The organism is Rhizobium sp. BK512 (assembly GCF_014194915.1).
In the GTDB taxonomy this organism is placed as follows: domain Bacteria; phylum Pseudomonadota; class Alphaproteobacteria; order Rhizobiales; family Rhizobiaceae; genus Rhizobium.
The window spans coordinates 15,566-35,034 of record NZ_JACIAS010000005.1; the positions used below are offsets into that span (position 1 = coordinate 15,566).

Annotated in this window: 19 protein-coding genes; 12 read left to right on the forward strand and 7 right to left on the reverse strand. The window is 60.5% G+C overall.

What is annotated here, in order from left to right; all coding sequences use genetic code 11:
• Positions 1–14 precede the first annotated feature (14 nt).
• The 4 genes from FHX06_RS18175 (at position 15) to FHX06_RS18190 (ending at position 3,714) form a co-directional block, all read left to right on the forward strand.
• Positions 15–1,178, forward strand: coding sequence for a spermidine/putrescine ABC transporter substrate-binding protein (locus tag FHX06_RS18175; protein WP_112542283.1), 1,164 nt, complete (start codon positions 15–17; stop codon positions 1,176–1,178).
• Positions 1,179–1,260: 82 nt separating this feature from the next.
• The gene (locus FHX06_RS18180) at positions 1,261–2,127 is read left to right on the forward strand and encodes an ABC transporter permease (RefSeq protein WP_113146026.1); all 867 of its coding nucleotides are present in this window, start codon (positions 1,261–1,263) and stop codon (positions 2,125–2,127) included.
• The gene (locus FHX06_RS18185; protein WP_112542285.1) at positions 2,127–2,939 is read left to right on the forward strand and encodes an ABC transporter permease; all 813 of its coding nucleotides are present in this window, start codon (positions 2,127–2,129) and stop codon (positions 2,937–2,939) included. The genes FHX06_RS18180 and FHX06_RS18185 overlap by 1 nt, the downstream gene beginning before the upstream one ends.
• Before the next feature lie 13 nt (positions 2,940–2,952).
• Positions 2,953–3,714, forward strand: a complete 762-nt coding sequence (locus FHX06_RS18190) for an SDR family NAD(P)-dependent oxidoreductase (RefSeq protein ID WP_183880329.1) — start codon at positions 2,953–2,955, stop codon at positions 3,712–3,714.
• On the opposite strand, the gene FHX06_RS18195 is transcribed toward FHX06_RS18190, so the two are convergent.
• From FHX06_RS18195 to FHX06_RS18225, 7 genes are all read right to left on the reverse strand, one after another.
• Positions 3,711–4,754 carry an L-idonate 5-dehydrogenase gene (locus FHX06_RS18195; protein WP_183880331.1) on the reverse strand — a complete coding sequence of 348 codons (1,044 nt, stop codon included), beginning with the start codon at positions 4,752–4,754 and terminating at the stop codon, positions 3,711–3,713. The two genes, FHX06_RS18190 and FHX06_RS18195, sit on opposite strands and share 4 nt — an antisense overlap.
• Positions 4,755–4,763: 9 nt before the next feature.
• The gene (locus tag FHX06_RS18200) at positions 4,764–6,170 is read right to left on the reverse strand and encodes a TRAP transporter large permease (RefSeq protein ID WP_112542288.1); all 1,407 of its coding nucleotides are present in this window, start codon (positions 6,168–6,170) and stop codon (positions 4,764–4,766) included.
• Positions 6,171–6,174: 4 nt separating this feature from the next.
• Complete coding sequence (locus tag FHX06_RS18205) at positions 6,175–6,747, reverse strand: TRAP transporter small permease (RefSeq protein ID WP_113014804.1); 573 nt, start codon at positions 6,745–6,747, stop codon at positions 6,175–6,177.
• Between the two features lie 62 nt (positions 6,748–6,809).
• Positions 6,810–7,784 (reverse strand): sialic acid TRAP transporter substrate-binding protein SiaP, encoded by a 975-nt coding sequence (locus FHX06_RS18210; RefSeq protein WP_183880333.1) that lies wholly within the window; start codon positions 7,782–7,784, stop codon positions 6,810–6,812.
• Positions 7,785–7,807: 23 nt separating this feature from the next.
• Entirely contained in the window at positions 7,808–8,566 is a 759-nt protein-coding gene (locus FHX06_RS18215) for a FadR/GntR family transcriptional regulator (protein ID WP_183880335.1), read from the reverse strand.
• A gap of 109 nt (positions 8,567–8,675) precedes the next feature.
• Entirely contained in the window at positions 8,676–9,749 is a 1,074-nt protein-coding gene (locus FHX06_RS18220) for an Ldh family oxidoreductase (protein ID WP_183880337.1), read from the reverse strand.
• A 121-nt stretch (positions 9,750–9,870) separates the two neighbouring features.
• Complete coding sequence (locus FHX06_RS18225) at positions 9,871–10,725, reverse strand: helix-turn-helix domain-containing protein (RefSeq protein ID WP_183880339.1); 855 nt, start codon at positions 10,723–10,725, stop codon at positions 9,871–9,873.
• A 104-nt stretch (positions 10,726–10,829) separates the two neighbouring features.
• On the opposite strand from FHX06_RS18225, the gene FHX06_RS18230 reads away from it, so the two are divergent.
• From FHX06_RS18230 to FHX06_RS18265, 8 genes are all read left to right on the forward strand, one after another.
• On the forward strand, positions 10,830–12,146 hold the full coding sequence (locus tag FHX06_RS18230; protein WP_113212990.1) for an alpha-glucosidase/alpha-galactosidase: 1,317 nt from the start codon (positions 10,830–10,832) through the stop codon (positions 12,144–12,146).
• Positions 12,147–12,343: 197 nt separating this feature from the next.
• Positions 12,344–13,138, forward strand: a complete 795-nt coding sequence (locus tag FHX06_RS18235; RefSeq protein WP_112542294.1) for a DeoR/GlpR family DNA-binding transcription regulator — start codon at positions 12,344–12,346, stop codon at positions 13,136–13,138.
• Positions 13,135–14,097 carry an N-acetylglucosamine kinase gene (locus FHX06_RS18240; RefSeq protein ID WP_183880341.1) on the forward strand — a complete coding sequence of 321 codons (963 nt, stop codon included), beginning with the start codon at positions 13,135–13,137 and terminating at the stop codon, positions 14,095–14,097. Before FHX06_RS18235 ends, FHX06_RS18240 begins: the two co-directional genes overlap by 4 nt.
• A gap of 27 nt (positions 14,098–14,124) precedes the next feature.
• Entirely contained in the window at positions 14,125–15,381 is a 1,257-nt protein-coding gene (locus FHX06_RS18245) for an ABC transporter substrate-binding protein (protein ID WP_113212988.1), read from the forward strand.
• Positions 15,378–16,295 (forward strand): carbohydrate ABC transporter permease, encoded by a 918-nt coding sequence (locus tag FHX06_RS18250; protein ID WP_112542297.1) that lies wholly within the window; start codon positions 15,378–15,380, stop codon positions 16,293–16,295. The genes FHX06_RS18245 and FHX06_RS18250 overlap by 4 nt, the downstream gene beginning before the upstream one ends.
• Positions 16,295–17,152: a carbohydrate ABC transporter permease gene (locus FHX06_RS18255; RefSeq protein WP_113138807.1), complete on the forward strand. Its 858-nt coding sequence runs from the start codon at positions 16,295–16,297 to the stop codon at positions 17,150–17,152. The genes FHX06_RS18250 and FHX06_RS18255 overlap by 1 nt, the downstream gene beginning before the upstream one ends.
• A gap of 11 nt (positions 17,153–17,163) precedes the next feature.
• Positions 17,164–18,120, forward strand: coding sequence for an SIS domain-containing protein (locus FHX06_RS18260; protein ID WP_113212986.1), 957 nt, complete (start codon positions 17,164–17,166; stop codon positions 18,118–18,120).
• Positions 18,117–19,418: a D-tagatose-bisphosphate aldolase, class II, non-catalytic subunit gene (locus FHX06_RS18265; RefSeq protein WP_113212985.1), complete on the forward strand. Its 1,302-nt coding sequence runs from the start codon at positions 18,117–18,119 to the stop codon at positions 19,416–19,418. Before FHX06_RS18260 ends, FHX06_RS18265 begins: the two co-directional genes overlap by 4 nt.
• Positions 19,419–19,469: the final 51 nt, after the last annotated feature.

A 19,469-nucleotide genomic window follows, 5' to 3' on the forward strand; every position in this document is an offset into this window, starting at 1 on the left:
AAGGGAACAGCATCATGAGCAAGGATTATAAGGACAATCTGCCCATCTCCGCCGAAGGCTTCATGGACGAGTTCATGCGCCTGAAGCGCGGTTCCGTCAGCCGCCGCCACTTCCTGGGCATTACCGGCCTCGGTCTTGCGACCGCCGTGCTGTCGCGCTTCCCGGGCGCGCTGTCGACGCCGGCCTATGCGGCCGAAGATCTGGGCACGCAGATGTCGATCGCCACATGGCCGAACTATCACGACCCGGCAACATTCGAAAACTTCAAGGCAGCTACCGGCGTCGCTGTCGAAGTCAACGTCTTCGGCTCGAACGAGGAAATGCTCGCCAAGCTGCAGGCCGGCGCTTCCGGCTGGTCGCTCTTCGTGCCGACCAACTATACGATTTCGACCCATCACAAACTCGGCCTGATCGACGAACTCGATCTCTCGAAGATCCCGAATTTCAGCCAGGCAACCGAAAGCCCGCGCTTCACCAAGGAAGGCCAGATCGACGGCAAGACCTATGCCGTGCCGAAGAACTGGGGCACGACCGGTTTCTCCGTCAATACGTCCAAGATCAAGACCAAGCTTTCCAGCTGGAAGGACTTCTTCGAGATCGCCCAGACCGAAGCCGATGGCCGCGCCATGGTGCATGACTATCAGCTGACGACGATCGGCAGCGCGCTTGTCTCGCTCGGCTACGACTTCAATTCGATCAAGGCTGACGAACTTGCCAAGGCAGAAGAGCTGCTGATCAAGGTGAAGCCGCATCTCTTCGCCATCAATTCCGACTATCAGCCATCCATGCGCTCGACCGATGCATGGCTAACCATGTGCTGGACCAATGACGGGGCGCAGCTCAACCGCGACATGCCGGAGCTTGCCTATGTCCTTGGGACCGACGGCGGTGAAATCTGGACCGATTATTATGCGATCCCGAAGGATGCGCCCAACAAGGCCGCAGGTTACGCGTTGCTCAACTACCTGATGGACCCACAGAATGCGGTGAAGGAGCACATCGCCAACGGCGCACCGACGACCGACAGCCGCGTGATCGCGCTGCTGCCCAAGGAGGTCACGTCGAACAAGATCGTCTATCCGGACGAAGCAGCCCTGACACCGCTGGAATTCGGCGCCGCCGTGACACTCACCGATCCGGGCCGCGCCGAACTGATGGCGCGCTTCAAGTCGGCGTAAGTCTTTCCCGCATCCCGGCTTCTCCCGCTCTGCAGCAGGGAAGCCGGTTCAGCTTCGTGATCCGGTGGATGAAGACCAAGCCATGCCTCTGCCCCACGCCACCAAACGGCGCCTGATCACCGCGGCCCTCGTCGGCCCGGCCAGTGTCTGGCTGTTCGTCTTCCTGGTGCTGCCCTTCATCGCCATCATCGTCTTTGCCTTCGGCGAACGAGCGCCGGAAGGCGGCTATCAGGCGGCTTTCACCTTCGAACAGTTCGCCAATCTCGGCGCGCGCTCGGCGGCCTTCATCAACACGCTGATCCTGGCGCCGATCGGGGCGGCTGCCTGCCTCATCGTTGCCTACCCGGTCGCCTATTATCTGGCGGTCAAGGCGAGCCCGCAGCGCAGGCTGCTGCTCGTCTCGCTTGTCGTCGTGCCCTTCTGGACCAGCCTGCTGGTGCGAACCTATGCCTGGATGTACCTGCTCGGCGCGCGCGGCATTCCGCACCTTCTCGAATTCGTCGGCATTGAAAATGTCAGGCTGATCAATACGCCCGGCGCCGTGCTGCTCGGCATCGTCTACGGCTACCTGCCGCTGATGATCATGCCGATCTATGTCAGCCTGGAAAAACTGGATCGCCGCTTGCTCGAAGCCTCGGCCGATCTCGGTGCCAAGCCGATCTCGACGTTTTTCGGCATCACCCTGCCGCTATCGCTTCCGGGCGTGATGACCGGCGTTGCGCTGGTCACGATCCTGCTTCTCGGTGAATATCTGATCCCGCAACTTCTCGGCGGCGGCAAGGTCTTCTTCATCGGCAACGCGCTTGTCGATCTCTTCCTGCAATCGCGCAACTGGCCTTTCGGATCGGCGATTGCCGTCACACTGGTTGCCGTCGTTGTCATCGTGCTGCTTGTCGCCATGCGGATTGCGTGGCGTGTTGCCGGTACCCGACAGGTGGATCTCATCTGATGCGCGCGCTAGTCACTTCCGTCTATCTGTTCCTCTACACGCCGATTGCGCTCGTCGTCCTCTTCTCCTTCAATGCTGGCCGCAACGCCAGCGAGTTCACCGGCTTCTCGACGCAATGGTATGGCCGGGCGCTGTCGAATACGTTCCTGATGGAAGCATTGCGCAACAGCCTGATCATCGCGGTCACCAGCGCCGCACTGGCTGCGATCTTCGGCACGATGGCTGCCATCGGCATGGAGCGGCTCGGCGCCCGGACGCGCGCCATCTTCGACGGGCTCTTTGCGGCGGCGATCGTCGTGCCGGGTGTCGTCATCGGCATCGCGACGCTAGTTGCCCTCGTCGAGGTCTTCGGCTTCATCAACCCCATCATCGCCGCCCTCTGGCCGGGCGATCAGCCGCCGAAGCTCGCGCTTGGTTACGGCTCGATCATTGCCGCGCACGGTCTCTTCACCATGGCGCTGGTGACAATGATCGTGAAAGCACGTATCGCCAGCCTCGGACGTGATATCGTCGAGGCCTCCAGCGATCTCTACGCGACGCCATTCACAACATTCCGGCAGATCGTACTGCCTCAGATCATGCCGTCGATCCTGGCGGGGTTTCTGCTCGCCTTCACCTTTTCCTTTGACGATTTCATCATCGCCTTCTTCGTGGCCGGCTCAAATACGACGCTGCCAATCTATGTCTTCGCCTCCATTCGCCGCGGCGTGACGCCTGAAATCAATGCGATCGCGACGATGGTGCTCGTCGCCTCGCTCGTCCTTATTTTCATCGCGCGTTTCCTGATGCGCGAAAAGACAACGACAAACTGACCGGGGAAATGCCATGATATTGAGAGATCGCGTTGCAATCGTTACGGGCGCAGGCTCGGGCATCGGTCGAGCTGGCGCGCAGATCATGGCGCGCGAAGGCGCCCATGTCGTCGTTGCCGATATCAACTTCGCGAATGCCGAAGAGACGGTCGAGCTGATTACCGAAGCCGGCGGCAGCGCCGAAAGCCTTGTGGGAGATGTGACCGACGACAGGGCACTTGAAGCCGGCATAACCGCTACTGCTGCACGTCACGGTCGGATCGACATTCTGCACAATCACGCGGGCGCGCAGGTCGCCGGAGACCTGGAGCAAGTCGCCGTCGAAGGCTTCGACAAGTCCTGGAGCCTGAATGTGCGGGCGCATTTCATGGCGGCGCGTTTCGTCATGCCGATCATGAAGAAGGCCGGCAAGGGCGTGATCCTGAACACGTCCTCATCATCAGGTGTGCTCTATGACCGCGAAATGATCGCCTACACGACGACCAAACATGCGGTCATCGCCATGACCCGCCAGATGGCGGGCGACTATGCAAAATTCGGCATTCGCGTGAATGCGCTTTGTCCCGGATGGGTCGACACGCCATTCAACGACCCATTCATCGCCCAGATGGGCGGGCGGGGCGCCATCGAATCCTATATTGCCGATAAGGTGCCGCTCGGCCGCTGGGCGGACGTTTCAGAGATCGCCGAACCGATCCTGTTCCTGGTTTCGGATCGCTCGTCCTATATGACCGGGCAAATCCTCGTCGTCGATGGCGGCGAGACCGTCGTTTAGGCTGACGGAAACGTCAGTTGCACCTTGCAGGCCAGCGAACGATCGCCGGCAATTTCAAAGGCCGCTACGGCCTCATCAAGCGGCAGTCTGTGGCTGATGATCGGCCGCACATCGATCTTCCGCCGCGAGATCAGGTCGACGGCAACAGCGAATTCCTCGTGGAAGCGCTGCGTCCCATGGATGTGCAACTCCTTACCGACAATGGCGTTGAGAGGTATCGGCACATCGCCGGAGACGCCGACCTGGATGATGGTGCCACGCGGCCGGATGGAGGCAATCGCGCTATGGATTGCGGGAGCAGCCGCGGAGCATTCGAAGACGAGGTCGAAATAACCCTTTCCAGCCTGGAATTCGGTAAGTAACGCTGCATCCCTGGCCACATTGATCGTGCGGCCGGCACCCATTGCCTTCGCTCGCGCAAGCGCCGCATCGGCGAGGTCGGTGACAACGATTTCGCTTGCCTCGAAATGGCTGGCGACTGCGACCATCAGCGAGCCGATCGGTCCGGCGCCGGTCACCAGAACCTTCTTGCCGGCAATGCCAGGCGCACGCGATGCCGCGTGCAGACAGACGGACAGAGGTTCACTGCAAGCCGCTTCTGCAGGCGTAGTCGCAACTCCGACTTCAACGCATTGCCTTTCCGGCACCACCAGCCATTCCCGGAACATGCCCTGCTCATGCGGCAGGCGCATCGCACTGCCCATGAAGCGCATCTCGAGGCAGTGTATCGGCATGCCGATGCTGCAATATTCGCAAGCTCCGCAGGGCTGGCTCGGATTGATCGCAACCAGCGTGCCTGTTTTCAGCCTGACGCCTTCACCTGCCAGCTCCACCGTTCCTGATGCTTCGTGCCCTGGTATCATCGGCTCGCGGACCCGGACCGGACCGAAACCGCCATCCTGATAATAGTGCAGGTCGGAGCCGCAGATGCCTGCGGCTGCCATTTTCAAAAGCACCTCGCCCGGACCGGGGACGGCAACCGGAGCGGTCTCGATCCGCAGATCGCCCTTTGCATAAAGCCGTGCCAGACGTGTCTGCATCACACTCTCCTACTTCAGAAGGCCAAGCTGCTGCGGCAGCCAGAGCGATATGGAGGGAACGAAGGTGATCAGGATCAAGGCGATGAAAAGCGGCGCAAGCCAGGGCAGGATCGCCATCGTCGTACGCTCCACGGATAGTTTCGCCACCCGAGACAGCACGAACAGTACCATGCCGAGCGGCGGATGGAGCAGGCCGATCATCAGATTCAAGGTCATGATGAGACCGAACTGCACCGGATCGATCCCGAACTTCGCAACGATCGGCAGAAGGATCGGCACGAGAATGGTGATCGCGGCGATCGTATCCAGGAAACATCCGACGAAGAGCATCAGCAGGTTCACGAGGATCAGGAACACCCACTTATTGTCGGTGATCGACAGGATTGCATCGGACAGAAGCTGGGCAGCCTGGCTCACCGTCAGCAGCCATGCGAAGACCGAAGCGGCAGTGACGATGAAGAGAACGGAGGCCGTCGTCTCGATCGTGTCGAAGCTCGCCTTGGCAAGTGTCGAGAACGTCATCGTGCGATAGCGCACGAGGCCGAGGAACAGCGACCAGAGAACAGCCGCAACAGCTGCTTCCGTCGGCGTGAACCACCCCATGGTCATGCCGCCGATCAGGATAACAGGCGTCATGAGCGCCATGACCGCGGAAAAGCGGAAATACCAGTCGAGCGCCAGAAGCACGACAAGCGCAATGCCCGCTGCAGCATTCATCGATACCCCTGACCGCATCATCACGTAGATCGCGAGCGGTACCAGCAGGACGACGACGATCTCCAAACCTGCGGAAACAAGCTGTTTTACGTCGAAGGGCGCGTCGGAACCCCAGCGCTTCGTATACGCGAAGGCCGCAACGGTAATCATCATCAGCAGCGTCATGACGATGCCAGGCAGAATGCCGGCCATGAAAAGAGCGCCGATCGAGACGTTCGCCATCATTCCATAGATCACGAAAGGCAAGGACGGCGGAAAGATCGGGCCAAGCGTGGCCGATGCCGCCGTTACCCCGACTGCGGCCTCGACCGGATAGCCATGATCCTTCATGGCCTTGATCTCGATCGTGCCAATACCGGCCGCATCGGCAAGCGCGGTGCCCGACATGCCGGAAAAGATGACCGATCCGATGATGTTGACCTGCGCGAGACCGCCCTTCATCCAGCCGACAAGCGCAACGGCGAAGGAATAGATGCGGCCGGTGACACCAGCCGAATTCATCAGGTTGCCGGCAAGGATGAAGAAGGGAACGGCGAGAAGCGGAAAACTCTCTACACCCGCGATCATTCGCTGGGCGACGATGATGTCAGGCGCGACACCGTAAAGGACAATATAGAGAACGGACGCGACGGCCATCGAGATAGCGACGGGCACCCCGATCAACATCAGCAGCAGAAACGAGCCAAGCAGGAGCAGCATCGGGTCATCCTTCGACGGCGTGGAATTCTTCGGGGCGTTCCAGAACGGAATAGCCGCGGCGCAAATTGGCGATGAAGACGATCACCGCCCGGATCAGCATCAGGACGAAGGCTGCAAGCACGCTGTAGAAGACGATGTTGCGCGGCAAATCGACAGTCACCATCTGCTCGTCAGCGACGATCTGGACGTAGCGCCACATCAGATAGCAGCCATAGGCGAAGAAACCGATGCGGACGATATCGACGAACGTTGCGAGCACCCGCGCGAGGCCTGCCGGCATGTAGTGGTAGAAGACATCCACCTGGATGTGGCGCGAGGTGCGCACGCACATGACGGCGCCCAAGAAGACGACGCCGATCAGGCAATTGACGGCGATTTCCTCGGTCCAGGCATAGCTGTTGTTCAGCACGTAGCGGGTGAAGAACTGCAAGAAAACGCAGCCGGCCATCAGCCAGAAGACGATCAACGTGATCCAGTCTTCGATGGCGTAATCCGAGATGTTGGCAGTGGGCGCATGCCCTTCGAACTCTTGGCCGATCTCCTCGGCGGTAATTTGCGTGTGGACTTCTTGAGACATGATCGGCCTTATTCCGGTTTGGAGAAGAAGGACGCGCAGCGCTGCCGCGCGCCCTCGGGCTCTTACTGGATCGCGCGGATCGCCTCCCAATCGGATTTATCGTAGCCGAAGTCCTCAAACTTGACCTTTTCCGCAACTGTCTTCTCGAAGTCGGCCTTGTCGACCTCGGTGACGCTCAGACCCTTTTCCTTGAAGGTAGTGATCAGGCCGTCTTCCTTGCCTTCGATGGTCTTGGTCGTGCGCTCGGCAGCTTCCTGCATGACGTCGCCGAAGATCTTCTTGTCTTCATCGGAAAGGCTCGACCACAGCGTCTTCGAGATCACCGTATTCAGGTGATCGACGATGTGACCGGTCAGGACGATGTTCTTCTGGACTTCGTAGAATTTCTTGGCCTCGATCGTCGTCAGCGGATTTTCCTGGGCTTCGACCGTGCCGTTCTGGAGTGCCAGATAGACTTCCGCAAAGGCGATTGGCGTGGTGTTCGCGCCGCAGGCCCGCGGCATCGCGAGATAGGCGGGAACGTCAGGCACACGGATCTTCAGGCCCTGCATATCGGCGCATTTGGCAATCGGTTTGTTGGATGTCGTGTGGCGCGTGCCGTAGTAACTGACGGCGGTGATATGGTTGCCGGTCTTGTCCTCGTACCCCTTGGCGAGCCGCTTGAAGACGTCACTCTTTGTATAGGCAATCAGGTGTTCCGGGTTGCGGAAAATATAAGGGAAATAGGTCACGCCGATCGGCTTGTAGTCACGGGCGGCAAAGCTTGACCCGGAAATGATGATATCGACCGTGCCGAGCTTGAGCCCCTGGTTGATATCGGCTTCCTTGCCGAGCTGCGAAGCCGGATAGACCTCGATCTTGTAACGGCCATTGGTGCGCTTGTTGATCTCTTCCGCGGCCCAGACGGAATCCGTATGGAACGGTTCCGAGGTCTCATAGACATGCGCCCATTTCAGCACGGTCTGCGCATGTGCGATTGCCGTCGTCGCCATGATTGCGGCGGCGGTGCAGAGTATCGTCGTCAGTTTCAGCTTCATCGGTCTCTCCTCCTGAGATCTTGTTAAATGCCTGCGTTTCCCTTGTTCGGCCCGGCCGCATGGCCGCGCCCCTCCTCGCTCGAAAACTCCTCCCCGAAGCTCTCGGAAAACCTCTTCTGCGAATTCGTGAGATGCGTGCGCATGGCGGCCTTCGCTCCTGCGCTGTCGCCGGCGGCGATCGCGTCGCGGATAGCCCGGTGCTCTTCCAGCGCGGTGCGCCATGACACCGGCCCTTCGAAATGGCTGGCAAGCTTCTCGAAATACGGCGTCATGCGCATGTCGAACAATTCGCCGGTGACGCGGAGCAAGGTTGCGTTGCCGACGATTGCCGCAATGCCGGTATGAAAGGCGCGGTCGGCGACAAGCACGGCGCGCGCATCCTCCACCGCGCCGCTCATCGCTCTCAGCGCCTCGTCGAGAACGGCAATGTCTTGTGGACCAGCGTTCCTTGCCGCTTCCTCTGAGATCGCGCACTCGATGATCGCGCGAGCCTGCAGTAATTCAAAGGGACCCTCGACCGATTCACGGTCTCGGCCAGACGCTTCGGCCACATGCTTCCGGGTGACATAGATGCCGGAGCCCATGCGGATATTGATGTAACCCTCGACTTCCAGCACGATGAGCGCCTCGCGAAGCGTGGGGCGCGAAACGGAAAGTTGCTCAGCAAGGTCGCGCTCAGCCGGCAGCCTTTGGCCGACTGCGAGTTCGCCCCGGATGATCATCAGACGAATCTGGTCTGCCACCTGCCTGTAGAGGCGGCGTGATTCAACTGCCGAAAACATTGTGGCCTCCCCGGCGCGCTTCTCCTCAAGCGCACAACTGGTCAACTGGCCTGACCAATTGACCTCAAGCTATCACCGAGGAAGTTGTGCGTCAATCCGACGCATGCACTCACACCGGGCTGACCAATTGATAGGTGGAGGCAAGTGTTCTGAAGGCCTCGACCGTAGCCGGATCCAGCGTAACGCCATGTTTTTCCCGCTCGGCAGCGACTGCCCATTCCCGATCGCCGGGCGCCAGTACCGTGCGGCCTTCACGCGCAGGCGATGCCCTCAAGGTGTCGAGATAGCGTTTCATGGCAGCATCGAAGATATCGATATCAAGGAAAGCGGCAGGGTTCAGTGCGATGACGAAAGCACCGAGACCGCGCGGCTTCGAAAAATCCGGTCCGGGCATCGGCGCGATATCGAAGCTCAGTTTCATGCCAGTGAGCACGGCGCTCAGGATCTCGGGAATGCCGGCGAGCCCTGCGCCTTTGAAGCCGAATTCGCCGCCGAGCGGCGCCAGCATGTCGGCGACATCGGGATCGGTCGTGTCATAACCCCGTTTATCGGAGGCAACCCCTTCGGGCAGTTGGCGGCTGAGGCTGCGATAGAGCTGTACGCGGTTATAGGGCACGGCACTGGTCGCCATGTCGAAGAGCCACGGGTTACTGTTCCTGACCGGCACGGCGCAGGCGATCGGATTGGTGCCGTGGAAGCGCATGGCGCCATCATGCAGGCGCACGAAGCTGTCGGAATTGCAGAAAGCAAAACCGATAAAACCGCGATCGGCAGCATCGACCGCATAAGCACCCGCCGGACCAAAATGCGAAGAATTGCGGATGGCGACGGCGCCGATTCCGAATTCCCCAGCAAGACGCGTGGCATGTTCCATAGCCGTATAGGTGGCAAGCGCGCCATGGCCATTATCTGCATCGAGCGACGCGACGGCGCCAAAGGCGTTTGCCAACGCGAGATGCGGGCGTGGATTGAGACGTCCTTCGGTCAATCCCCTCACGTAATGAGGAAGCAGGCGCACACCATGGCTGTCGATGCCATAGCGCGTACCATGCAGCATTCCCCGCGTAGCTGCATTCGCCGTCTCCTGGTCCGTGCCGGCGGCGAGGAAGACCTTTCGGCAGAAATCGTCGATCACGACCAGAGGTGCCGGGGAACCAGCGAGGTTTTTGCTGTTACTCGTCATAGACGTCAATCCGTTCGACGTGGATCGTCTGCAGACTCTAGCGCGCCGGCGAGAAGATTCGAGAGCCGGATCGCGCCTGAGACTGCACTTGGTCCAAACATCGGTCGCCCCTCGCCAAACGTTACGGCTTGCCGAGCGACAGGCGGAACTGTCGCGGTGTCGTGCCGGTGCGCTGCTTGAAGATGTCGTAAAAGCGGCTGCTGGAGCCGAAGCCGCAGTCGAGGGCGATCTCCAGGATCGAATCCTCCGTCTCGGCCAGTCGCTGCATCGCTCGCGCGAGGCGATAGCGTGTCAGATATTCCATTACGGAAATGCCAAGCACATCGCGAAATGCCCGGTTGGCAGTGGTTGGGTGCACATTGGCGCGCCTTCCAAGATCCGCCAGGTTGAGCGGTTCGGAAAAATGCCGGTTGATCAGGTCGGTCAGCACCTCTGAATGGCGGATGGCGGGGCTTACCGGGGTCGCAGCGGCTGCAACGGACGAGCCTCGATCATCGGCGTGATCAAGGATGAGCCTGCGCACCCTAAGCTTGGCCTCGTCGGCGATCAGTTGACGCCGGACGGGATCGCCCCTGCCCCATTCCTCGACCCAGGCAGAGACGGTGGCGGGCGTTGTCTCGCGGCGGCAGGGCTCGACGACGAAGGCCCCCTGCATGATTGCCTGTCTCGCCTTCTTGTCGATGGAGAGCGCGAGAAAATCGACGAGCGGAAGGTAAACGCAGATGAGCGGCGCTTCCGGCGTCACCAGGATTGTCTGATGGGGAATGGCCGCCCAGAAGAGGACAAGACGCCCGGCCTCCACCCTCTCCTGCCGGCCATTGAAGAGATAAGTCATGGCGCCATCGAGAAGCAGGTTGATCTCGACATGGTCGTGCCAATGCGCTGCACTCATGGCATCGGCCGTGTGGCGCTCGATCAGGAAACTCCGCGGCGATCCCGCCCACTCGCCGCTCCTGCTGAAATGATCGTCCGTCATGTCCTTCCTGCGCTTCGATCCGGGAATACTCCCTCCAATAACAGGAAGAAATTCTGATTTGGAAGAGGCACCAGTATGACGGTTTTAATTTGCGGGAGACCGAAATGCCGAAGATTTGCCTCGTGGGTGCGGGCAGCACCGTTTTTGCGCAGAACATTCTGGGGGATGTGCTCTCCACACCCTCGGGCAGTGATTATGTGATCAGCCTCTTTGATATCGACCCGGAGCGGCTGAAGACGTCGGAGATCGTGGCGCGACGCATCTGCGAGGCGCTCGACCTGACGAAAGTCAAAGTCGAGGCAACCCTCGATCGTCGAGAGGCACTGCGCGGATCGGATTTCGTCATCCTGATGATGCAGGTCGGCGGCTACAAGCCGGCGACTGTCACAGATTTCGACGTACCGAAGCGATACGGGCTTCGGCAGACCATTGCCGATACGCTCGGCATCGGCGGGATCTTCCGCGGACTTCGCACCATTCCTGTGCTGGAGGCGATCTGCCGCGACATGGAAGAGGTCTGCCCCGACGCGCTGCTGATGCAATATGTGAACCCGATGGCGATCAATTGCTGGGCGATCAAGGAGCTGGCACCCAGTATCCGTACGGTCGGCCTTTGCCATAGCGTGCAATATACCGCCGCTCATCTCGCCGCCTGCCTTCGCGAAGACATTGCAGACATCAACTATATCTCGGCTGGCATCAACCACGTCGCCTTCTTCCTGAAATACGAGAAGCTGCATGCCGATGGCCGGCGCGAAGATCTCTATCCCCGCCTGAACGCTCTCGCCGGCGATGGACGCGTGCCGGACGACGACCGGGTACGCTTCGATGTGCTGAAGCGGCTCGGCCATTTCGTGACGGAATCCAGCGAACATTTCTCCGAATATACGTCGTGGTACATCAAGGATCGCCGTCCCGAACTCATCGACAAGCTCAACATCCCGCTCGACGAATATATAAGCCGCTGTGAGCGGCAGATTTCCGAATGGCATGCGCTGCGCCGCGATCTCGAAGGCGACAAGCCGATCGAGGTCTGCCGCAGCAATGAATATGCCGCAGGCATCATCAACGCTGCCGTCACAGGTAACCCCGCACTGATCTACGGCAACGTTCCCAACAATGGCCTGATCGAGAACCTGCCGCCCGAATGTATCGTGGAAGTGCCCTGCCATGTGGACCGGAACGGTATCCAGCCGACCCGCATCGGCAGAATTCCCTCGCAGCTTGCCGCGGTCATGAAGCTCAGTGTCTCGGTTCAGGAACTGACCGTGGAAGCGGCGCTGACAGGGAAGCGCGATCGCATCTATCAGGCCGCGCTGCTTGATCCGCATACATCGGCAGAACTGTCGCCGGATGAGATCTGGGGCCTGGTTGACGACCTGATCGAAGCACACGGCGATCTGCTGCCGAAATACCACTGAGGCCGTCAGAGCCGCGACCACCAGAATGCTAGTCGTCAAGAAGCACGCCATCCCTCGGGAGGGCGTGCTTTTGTTTGTCTTTTAAATCCCCGTCGCGGTCCGCAAAAAGATCACAAACGATCAGAATCTTGATTGACATTGATCGTATTGAGTGGGAACGTTGACGCAAATAAACGATAAACAGCAGGGGGCGATCCGTGAATCAGACTGGCGGCGTGAAAACTGACCGGCTCGATGCCATCCGCAGCCATCTCTATGCGAACGGCTTTTCGACCATTCAGGATCTGGCCGATGCGGTCGGCGCTTCGCTCGCAACAGTCCGGCGCGACCTGCAGGTTCTTGAGCAGGACGGCGCGATCGACAGGGTGCACGGCGGAGCCCGCATCGCCGAAGGGTCCTCGGTCGAACTGGCCTTCCAGGAGCGTGAAAAGCGCCATCTTTCGGCCAAGCGCGCGATCGCGAACGCGGCCTATGAAAAGCTTCTGCCGCGCACGGCGATCTTCCTCGATGCCGGAACGACGGTTCTTCAGCTTGCCCGGCTGATCCGTATCAATCCGATGCCGCTGCGCATCTTTACCAACGGCCTGATCGTCGCTCAGGAATTCCTGAACATTCCGCATCTCGAAGTCGTGCTTCTCGGCGGCCATCTGCGCAGTGAAAATGCCTCTCTCGTCGGCCCGCAGGCCGAGGCAATGCTGGAAACGATCTGGTTCGATCAGCTCTTTCTGGGTGCAAGCGCCATTAGCCCGGATGGGGCGATCTATAGTGTCGACAGCGCGGAAGCCAGTCTGAACCGGCGCATGCTCGCCCGCTCTGCCAATGGTTATGTTCTCGCCGATTCCTCGAAATTCGGGACGATGGCGACTTACAAGGTCGCGCCGCTGAATGCGGCAAAACTCATCACCGACAAGGGCCTGGCGCCCCAATGGCGCGCCGAACTCGCCAATTTCGGTGTCGATGCAACCTATGCCGAGCTCGGAGCAAAAGAATGAGCCACGAGCTGATCCTTGGCATCGACGGCGGCGGCAGCAAGGTGCTCGTTACTCTGGCCGACAAAGACGGCAGGATTCTGCGCACCGCGCTTGGTGGCGGCGTCAATCCCATGGATAATCCGGACTGGCGACAGGAACTGGAGCGGCATATCGAGCCCTTCCGCAGTGACCCGGGATTGGCCGCTGTCGGCGCTGCCTTGCCTGCGTACGGTGAAGTTGCGCACCTTTCCTCTTTCCAGAAGCGATGTATCGACGAAGCCTTCCCGGATATTCGCAGAACGGTCCTCAACGATGTCGACGCCGCCCATCTCGGCGCCTTTGCCGGGCGCCCGGGCATACTTGTCCTGTCGGGAACCGGTTCCATGTCCTGGGCACGCAACGGCACAGGTGCTTCCGCACGCGTCGGCGGTTGGGGCGATGTGATCGGCGACGAAGGCAGCAGCTACTGGATCGGCCGCGAAGCATTGCACCTTATCAGCCAGAGTCTTGATGGGCGCACCAGGCCGACCGCGCTGGCAACGGTCGTTTATGAGCATCTCGAGCTCGACATATCAGATCCGATCAACGCCCTCGGCGGCTGGATCAGCGGGCTCGCAAGGCCGCGCGCGGGTATTGCGGCGCTCTCCGTCCTTGTCGACCAGGTAGCGAGCAACGGCGACGAAGCAGCAATCGGTCTGATCGAAAGAGCGGCCGAAGAGCTTGCCAAGCACCATTGGGCAATATCGGGCCATTGTGAAACCAGCACCGACTGGACTTATGCGGGCGGGACCTTTTCCAGCCGCCTGCTGCTCGAGGCCGTCGAACGACGGATCGGCCGGCGGGCGGTCTCGCCCGTGCTTCCCCCCATTGGCGGCGCGCTTCTGGCCGCTGCCCAACTTCTCGACTGGCAGCTTGACGAGCGCTGGTTCGGGCAAATCGCGATTGCGGCAGAAGCCGTGATCGCGCGATCAAGACAATGACTGTCAAAGATAAAGAAGGATGGGAACATGCGTAAATTCATATTGCCTTTGCTTGCCTCAGCCGCACTTGCGATTGCCCTGCCTGCTTTGGCGGACGACGCCAAGCCGCTTGCCGGCCAATCGATCACGGTGCTCATGCCATCGCCGCAGGGCGCCACGGTTGCGGCCGATTTCGAAGCCGAGACCGGCATTCACGTCGATCTCCAGACACTCTCCTGGGATGACATCCGTCCGAAACTGGTAACGGCGCTGGTCGCGGGTACAGCGCCGGCCGACGTTACCGAATTCGACTGGTCGTGGACGGGACAGTTCAGTGCCGCCGGCTGGTACATGCCGCTCAACGACGTGATCGACAAGGATACGGTCGCTGACATCGGCGTCGCCAAGATCTTCACCGTCGACGGCCAGTTGCTCGGCGTGCCTTACACGAACGACTTCCGCGTCATGCTCGTCAACAAGAAGCATTTCACCGACGCCGGCGTTACCGAAATGCCGAAAACACTCGACGCTTTGGTCGCTGCGGCCAAGAAGATCAAGGAAAAGGGCATCTCCACCTATCCGATCGGCCTGCCGCTCTCGGCGACGGAGGGTGCCTCCACCAGCTGGTACCTGCTGACCAAGGCCTTTGGCGGCGAACTCTTCGACAAGGACTTCAAGCCGCTTTTCCTCACCCCCGATTCAGCCGGCCATAAGGCGCTCGCCTTCGAACTGAGCCTGCTGAAGGACGGTCTGGTCGATCCGGCCTCGACAGGCCTCAAAGATAGCCAGATCAACGAGAGCATGTTCGCCCAGGGGCTGACAAGCATCATGATCTCGGGCGAACCCGGTCGCCTGGGTCAGATGAACGACCCGAAGCAGTCCAAGGTCGCCGGACAGGTGGAAGCCATCCTGGTGCCGACCGAAAGCGGCCAGACCCGTAGTTTCGGCCTTCCGGAAGCGCTTGCCATTCCGAACGTCTCGCAGAACAAGGAAGCGGCAGTCGCCTTCGTCAAATGGTTCACCAGCAGGGAGTTCCAGAAGAAGAATGCGGCAAACGGTTTCCTGCCTACGCGCACTTCCGCCCTCTCCGAGCTCAACACGGAAGGCAAGCTGACGAGCGGCGACGCGCTCGTTGCGCAATCGAAGACCGTCGAGCCGCTGTTCCAGCAGGGAACGCCGCCTTGGTATCCGCAGTTCTCAAGCGCGGTCAACACGGCGATCAACAGCGCGGCGAAGGATCAGATGACGGTTGACCAGGCCATGCAGGCCATCGCCGACGCCGCCAAGCAGGCCATGGCGCAATGACGACAGCTACTGTCGAAGGTATCGCAGCCAAGCGGAGTGTCGGCTTCAACGCCGACACGATGCTCGGCCTGCTGCTGGTACTGCCGATCCTTGTGACGATGGCAGCTCTGGTCTTCTATCCGATGGGCCGGACGGTCTGGGACTCGCTGCATCGGGTCAATCCGATGCAGGCGGGAACCCCTTTCGTCGGGCTGGAAAACTACACGCGCATGCTGTCGGACGGGCAGCTTGGAACGACGTGGACGAATACGCTCATCTACGTCGTCCTCGCCGTCGTTGCGGAAACCGTCTTCGGCGTGCTTGCCGCAGCACTCATCAACCAGGTGAAGGTCGGGCGTCAGTGGGTACTGGCGGCCGTCATCCTGCCCTGGGCGCTCCCCGGCGTCGTCAATTCCGTTATCTGGTTGTGGATCTATCAGCCGGGTGCCGGCCTGTTGAACGGCATTCTCGTCGCACTCGGCCTGCCCTTCGAAAACCATGTCTGGTTCAATGACCGGACGAGCGCGATCATCGCAGTGACCGTCGTGCATGTCTGGCGCATGATGCCGCTGACGATCGTCATTGTGCTGGCCGCCATGCAGAGCATTCCGGCGCATCTTTACGAGGCTGCCCGTATCGACGGCGCGACCCGCGTGCAGATGTTCAGCCTGGTCACGCTTCCGCTCGTGCGCAGCGCCCTCGCCGTTGCCATGACGAATGCGACCGTCAACGCTTTCAACCTCTTCGACGAGGCCTGGGTGCTTGCCGGATCGAGCCTCGAAACACGGCCGATCCTCGTGCAGATCTATCTCGAGACCTTCCAGAACCTTCGCTTCTCCTACGGCATGGCGCTGTCTGTCGTCATCACGCTGGTGTCGCTGCTGGTTTCGCTGGTCTACGTCCTCCGCGTCTATCGCAACACACGGTTCGACTGATGAAACCAACCATTCTCTATCGCCTGATGATATGGACGGGTCTTGCTTTGCTGCTGATCTGGTCGCTCGGCCCGATCTATTGGACGCTCGCAAGTTCCGTGACGCCGACGGAGGATTTCTCCACGCGGCCGATCCATTTCTTCCCGCAGCATTTCACGCTCGACCACTATTCGCGCCTGCTCGGCATCAACATTTCCCGGATCGGCGGGGTGGAGGTGTGGAAACAATTCCGTGCAGCGCTGCTCAACAGCGTAATCACATCTGCTGCCGCCACGGCTCTCTGCGTCGCAATCTCTGCACTCGGTGCCTATGCCTTCACCAGGATGCGCTTTCCGGGGCGTCACATTCTATTCGGCGCTGTCGTTGCGACGCTCGCCATCCCTGCCTATGCAGTGCTGATCCCACTCTATCAGATCATGATCAAGATGCATCTGGTCGACACCTATACCGGCGTGTCGCTGATCTACGTCTCGGCCTATCTGCCGCTCTCCCTTTGGCTGCTGCGCAGCGTCTTCGAGCAGCTTCCGATCGCACTCGAAGAGGCTGCACAGCTCGATGGCGCAGGCCGCCTCTTCATCTTCTTCAACATCGTGCTGCCGCTCGCCGGACCCGGCCTGACGGCGGCCGCCATCCTCACCTTCCTGGGGGCCTGGGGCCAATACCTCGTCCCTCTCATCTTCTCGCCGCAATCGACGAAACCCCTGACGGTTCTCATTCCCGAATTCGTCACCAAGAATTTCATCGACTACGGGCTGATCACGGCAAGCGGATCGATCGCCATCGTCATCCCTGCCCTGGTCGTCATCTTCCTCAACCGGTACCTCGTCAGCGGCCTGCTGGCTGGTTCGGTCAAATAATCGGAGACATCATGAACACGACCGAAAAGGTAATCTTCGAGCAGTTCCCCTATTGGGAAAAAGCCATCGGCTCGAATGCGCCGAGCGGCAGGGCGGACGATCTCCTCGTCTTCGTCGGCTGCGGCACCTCCTTCAATCTCGCTTTGTCTCTGGCCGCCTATGCCAACAGCCTCAAGCGCAGGGCAATCGCGGTTCCTGGTGCAGAGTGGCTGAACCGCCCCTCCTATTTCTGGCCGGAATGGCAGAAGACGCATGTGGTTGCGCTCTCGCGCTCCGGCGAAACGACGGAAACGGTCGCTGCGGCCAAGGTTAGCCGTGCTGCCGGCGCGTTCGTTACGGCCGTCACGGTCGAACCCGAAAGCGCGCTTGCCAGGAATTGCGACCAGCTGATCTGCTCGCCAACCCATCCGGACGAAGGCATCGTCATGACAGTGTCGGCGAGCCTTATGGTCTTGCTCAGCCTGCAGATGATCGGTCAGACAGTGCCGGCTTCGATCGTCGCATCGGCACGGCAGCTTGCAAATACGCTCGACACCTCCCTGCCCGATATCATTGAGGACCGTTCACACTTCGTGTTTCTCGGCGGCGGACCGCTTTTCGGCATCGCGCTTGAAGGTGCATTGAAGTTGATGGAGATGAGCCAGCTCATGACGCAGGCCTTCCATCCGCTCGAATACCGCCATGGGCCAATCAGCCTCGTCGATGAGAAGACGGCAGTTATCGTGCTCTACAGTTCGGACCAGAGAGACGCCGAGGCCAAGCTGGTTGGCGAGCTGCGCGAAAAAGGCGCCGTCGTTATCGGCTTCGGCGGCCCCGGCGACCTGGAGCTTCCAGTTGATGTCGACCTGTCGCTCGCCGGCCTCGCCGTTCTGCCGGCACTGCAGATACTCGGCGAACGTGCCGCTCAGGCACGCCACATCGATACGGTCTCACCGCGTCATCTCACCAAAGTTGTCACACTCGCATGAGCGCCGCGGTCGATCGAAATCGCCAGATTGCCCTGGCAAAACTCTTCGGGGACAGAGGGCTGCCCCTGCCCCGCGGCATCACATCCGTTTGCTCCGCCCATCCGCTGGTCCTCGAGGCAACATTGCGACGTGCCGCCCGGCAGAGCGACGTCGTCCTGATCGAGGCGACCTGTAATCAGGTCAATCAGGAGGGCGGCTATACCGGTATGACGCCGGCGGATTTCCGCGCCTTCATCGAAAGAATTGCGGCAAGCGTCGGCTTTCCCGCCGCGCGGATCATTCTCGGCGGCGACCATCTGGGCCCGAACCCGTGGCGGAAACTCAGCGCTGACGATGCCATGGCACGCGCCGAAGCCATGGTAACAGCATATGTGGAAGCCGGCTTCGAAAAGCTGCATCTCGACACATCAATGGGCTGCGCCGGCGAACCTGTGGCGCTTGCCGATGAATTGACCGCAGCAAGAGCCGCGCGGTTGGCGCGGGCCGCCGAAGACGCCGCCCGCCGCAGCGGCCGTCGCCCGCCCGTCTATATCATTGGCACGGAAGTGCCGCCGCCGGGTGGCGCTACACATGCCCTGGACGAGATCGAGGTCACGCGACGGCAAGCCGCCGTGAAGACGCTTGGCGTTCATCGCGAGGCTTTTACCCAGGCTGGGGTCGGTTCCGCACTGGAGCGGGTGATCGCCATCGTCGTTCAGCCGGGTGTGGAATTCGGCAATGCCAATATCGCGCTCTACAAGCCCGAGCGGGCACAAGAGCTGATCTCCGCGCTCGACGAAATGAACGGTCTGCTCTTCGAAGCCCACTCCACCGATTACCAGCCGGCAGACTTGCTGGCTTCTCTGGTCGACGGCGGGTTTTCGATCCTTAAAGTCGGCCCGGGCCTGACCTTTGCATTGCGCGAGGCGCTCTACGGCCTCGATGCGATCGCCAACACGCTCTCGGGCAGCAAGGAAGCCCGCGGGCTGGTAACGACAATGGAAGAGATCATGCTCGCCGAGCCTGGACATTGGGCCGGTCACTATGGCGGCACGGCTGATGAGCAGCACCTGCAGCGACATTTCAGCTATAGCGACCGCATCCGTTATTATTGGCCGGACGCGCGCGCTAGCGTGGCGGTCGACAAACTGCTCGCGCAGCTGCCCGACGAGATCCCGGAAACGCTGATCAGCCAGCATCTTGCCCGTCTCTATCCCGATGTGGTCGAGAAGCGTTTGGCGCCAAGCGCTCGCGATCTTTGCCTTGCCGCTATCGATGCGGCCCTCGCACCCTACGCCACCGCGACAACGCCTCGGTAGCAGGCATGTCACAGGTCGCCCTCAGCGGGCGATTGCAGATCCGAAATCAGA

What these genes read in the sequence shown, in the direction of transcription:
- FHX06_RS18175 (WP_112542283.1), top strand. Translation starts at nt 15, where the DNA reads ATGAGCAAGGATTATAAGGACAATCTGCCCATCTCCGCCGAAGGCTTC.
- FHX06_RS18180 (WP_113146026.1), top strand. Translation starts at nt 1,261, where the DNA reads ATGCCTCTGCCCCACGCCACCAAACGGCGCCTGATCACCGCGGCCCTC.
- FHX06_RS18185 (WP_112542285.1), top strand. Translation starts at nt 2,127, where the DNA reads ATGCGCGCGCTAGTCACTTCCGTCTATCTGTTCCTCTACACGCCGATT.
- FHX06_RS18190 (WP_183880329.1), top strand. Translation starts at nt 2,953, where the DNA reads ATGATATTGAGAGATCGCGTTGCAATCGTTACGGGCGCAGGCTCGGGC.
- FHX06_RS18195 (WP_183880331.1), bottom strand. Translation starts at nt 4,754, where the DNA reads ATGCAGACACGTCTGGCACGGCTTTATGCAAAGGGCGATCTGCGGATC.
- FHX06_RS18200 (WP_112542288.1), bottom strand. Translation starts at nt 6,170, where the DNA reads ATGCTGCTCCTGCTTGGCTCGTTTCTGCTGCTGATGTTGATCGGGGTG.
- FHX06_RS18205 (WP_113014804.1), bottom strand. Translation starts at nt 6,747, where the DNA reads ATGTCTCAAGAAGTCCACACGCAAATTACCGCCGAGGAGATCGGCCAA.
- FHX06_RS18210 (WP_183880333.1), bottom strand. Translation starts at nt 7,784, where the DNA reads ATGAAGCTGAAACTGACGACGATACTCTGCACCGCCGCCGCAATCATG.
- FHX06_RS18215 (WP_183880335.1), bottom strand. Translation starts at nt 8,566, where the DNA reads ATGTTTTCGGCAGTTGAATCACGCCGCCTCTACAGGCAGGTGGCAGAC.
- FHX06_RS18220 (WP_183880337.1), bottom strand. Translation starts at nt 9,749, where the DNA reads ATGACGAGTAACAGCAAAAACCTCGCTGGTTCCCCGGCACCTCTGGTC.
- FHX06_RS18225 (WP_183880339.1), bottom strand. Translation starts at nt 10,725, where the DNA reads ATGACGGACGATCATTTCAGCAGGAGCGGCGAGTGGGCGGGATCGCCG.
- FHX06_RS18230 (WP_113212990.1), top strand. Translation starts at nt 10,830, where the DNA reads ATGCCGAAGATTTGCCTCGTGGGTGCGGGCAGCACCGTTTTTGCGCAG.
- FHX06_RS18240 (WP_183880341.1), top strand. Translation starts at nt 13,135, where the DNA reads ATGAGCCACGAGCTGATCCTTGGCATCGACGGCGGCGGCAGCAAGGTG.
- FHX06_RS18245 (WP_113212988.1), top strand. Translation starts at nt 14,125, where the DNA reads ATGCGTAAATTCATATTGCCTTTGCTTGCCTCAGCCGCACTTGCGATT.
- FHX06_RS18250 (WP_112542297.1), top strand. Translation starts at nt 15,378, where the DNA reads ATGACGACAGCTACTGTCGAAGGTATCGCAGCCAAGCGGAGTGTCGGC.
- FHX06_RS18255 (WP_113138807.1), top strand. Translation starts at nt 16,295, where the DNA reads ATGAAACCAACCATTCTCTATCGCCTGATGATATGGACGGGTCTTGCT.
- FHX06_RS18260 (WP_113212986.1), top strand. Translation starts at nt 17,164, where the DNA reads ATGAACACGACCGAAAAGGTAATCTTCGAGCAGTTCCCCTATTGGGAA.
- FHX06_RS18265 (WP_113212985.1), top strand. Translation starts at nt 18,117, where the DNA reads ATGAGCGCCGCGGTCGATCGAAATCGCCAGATTGCCCTGGCAAAACTC.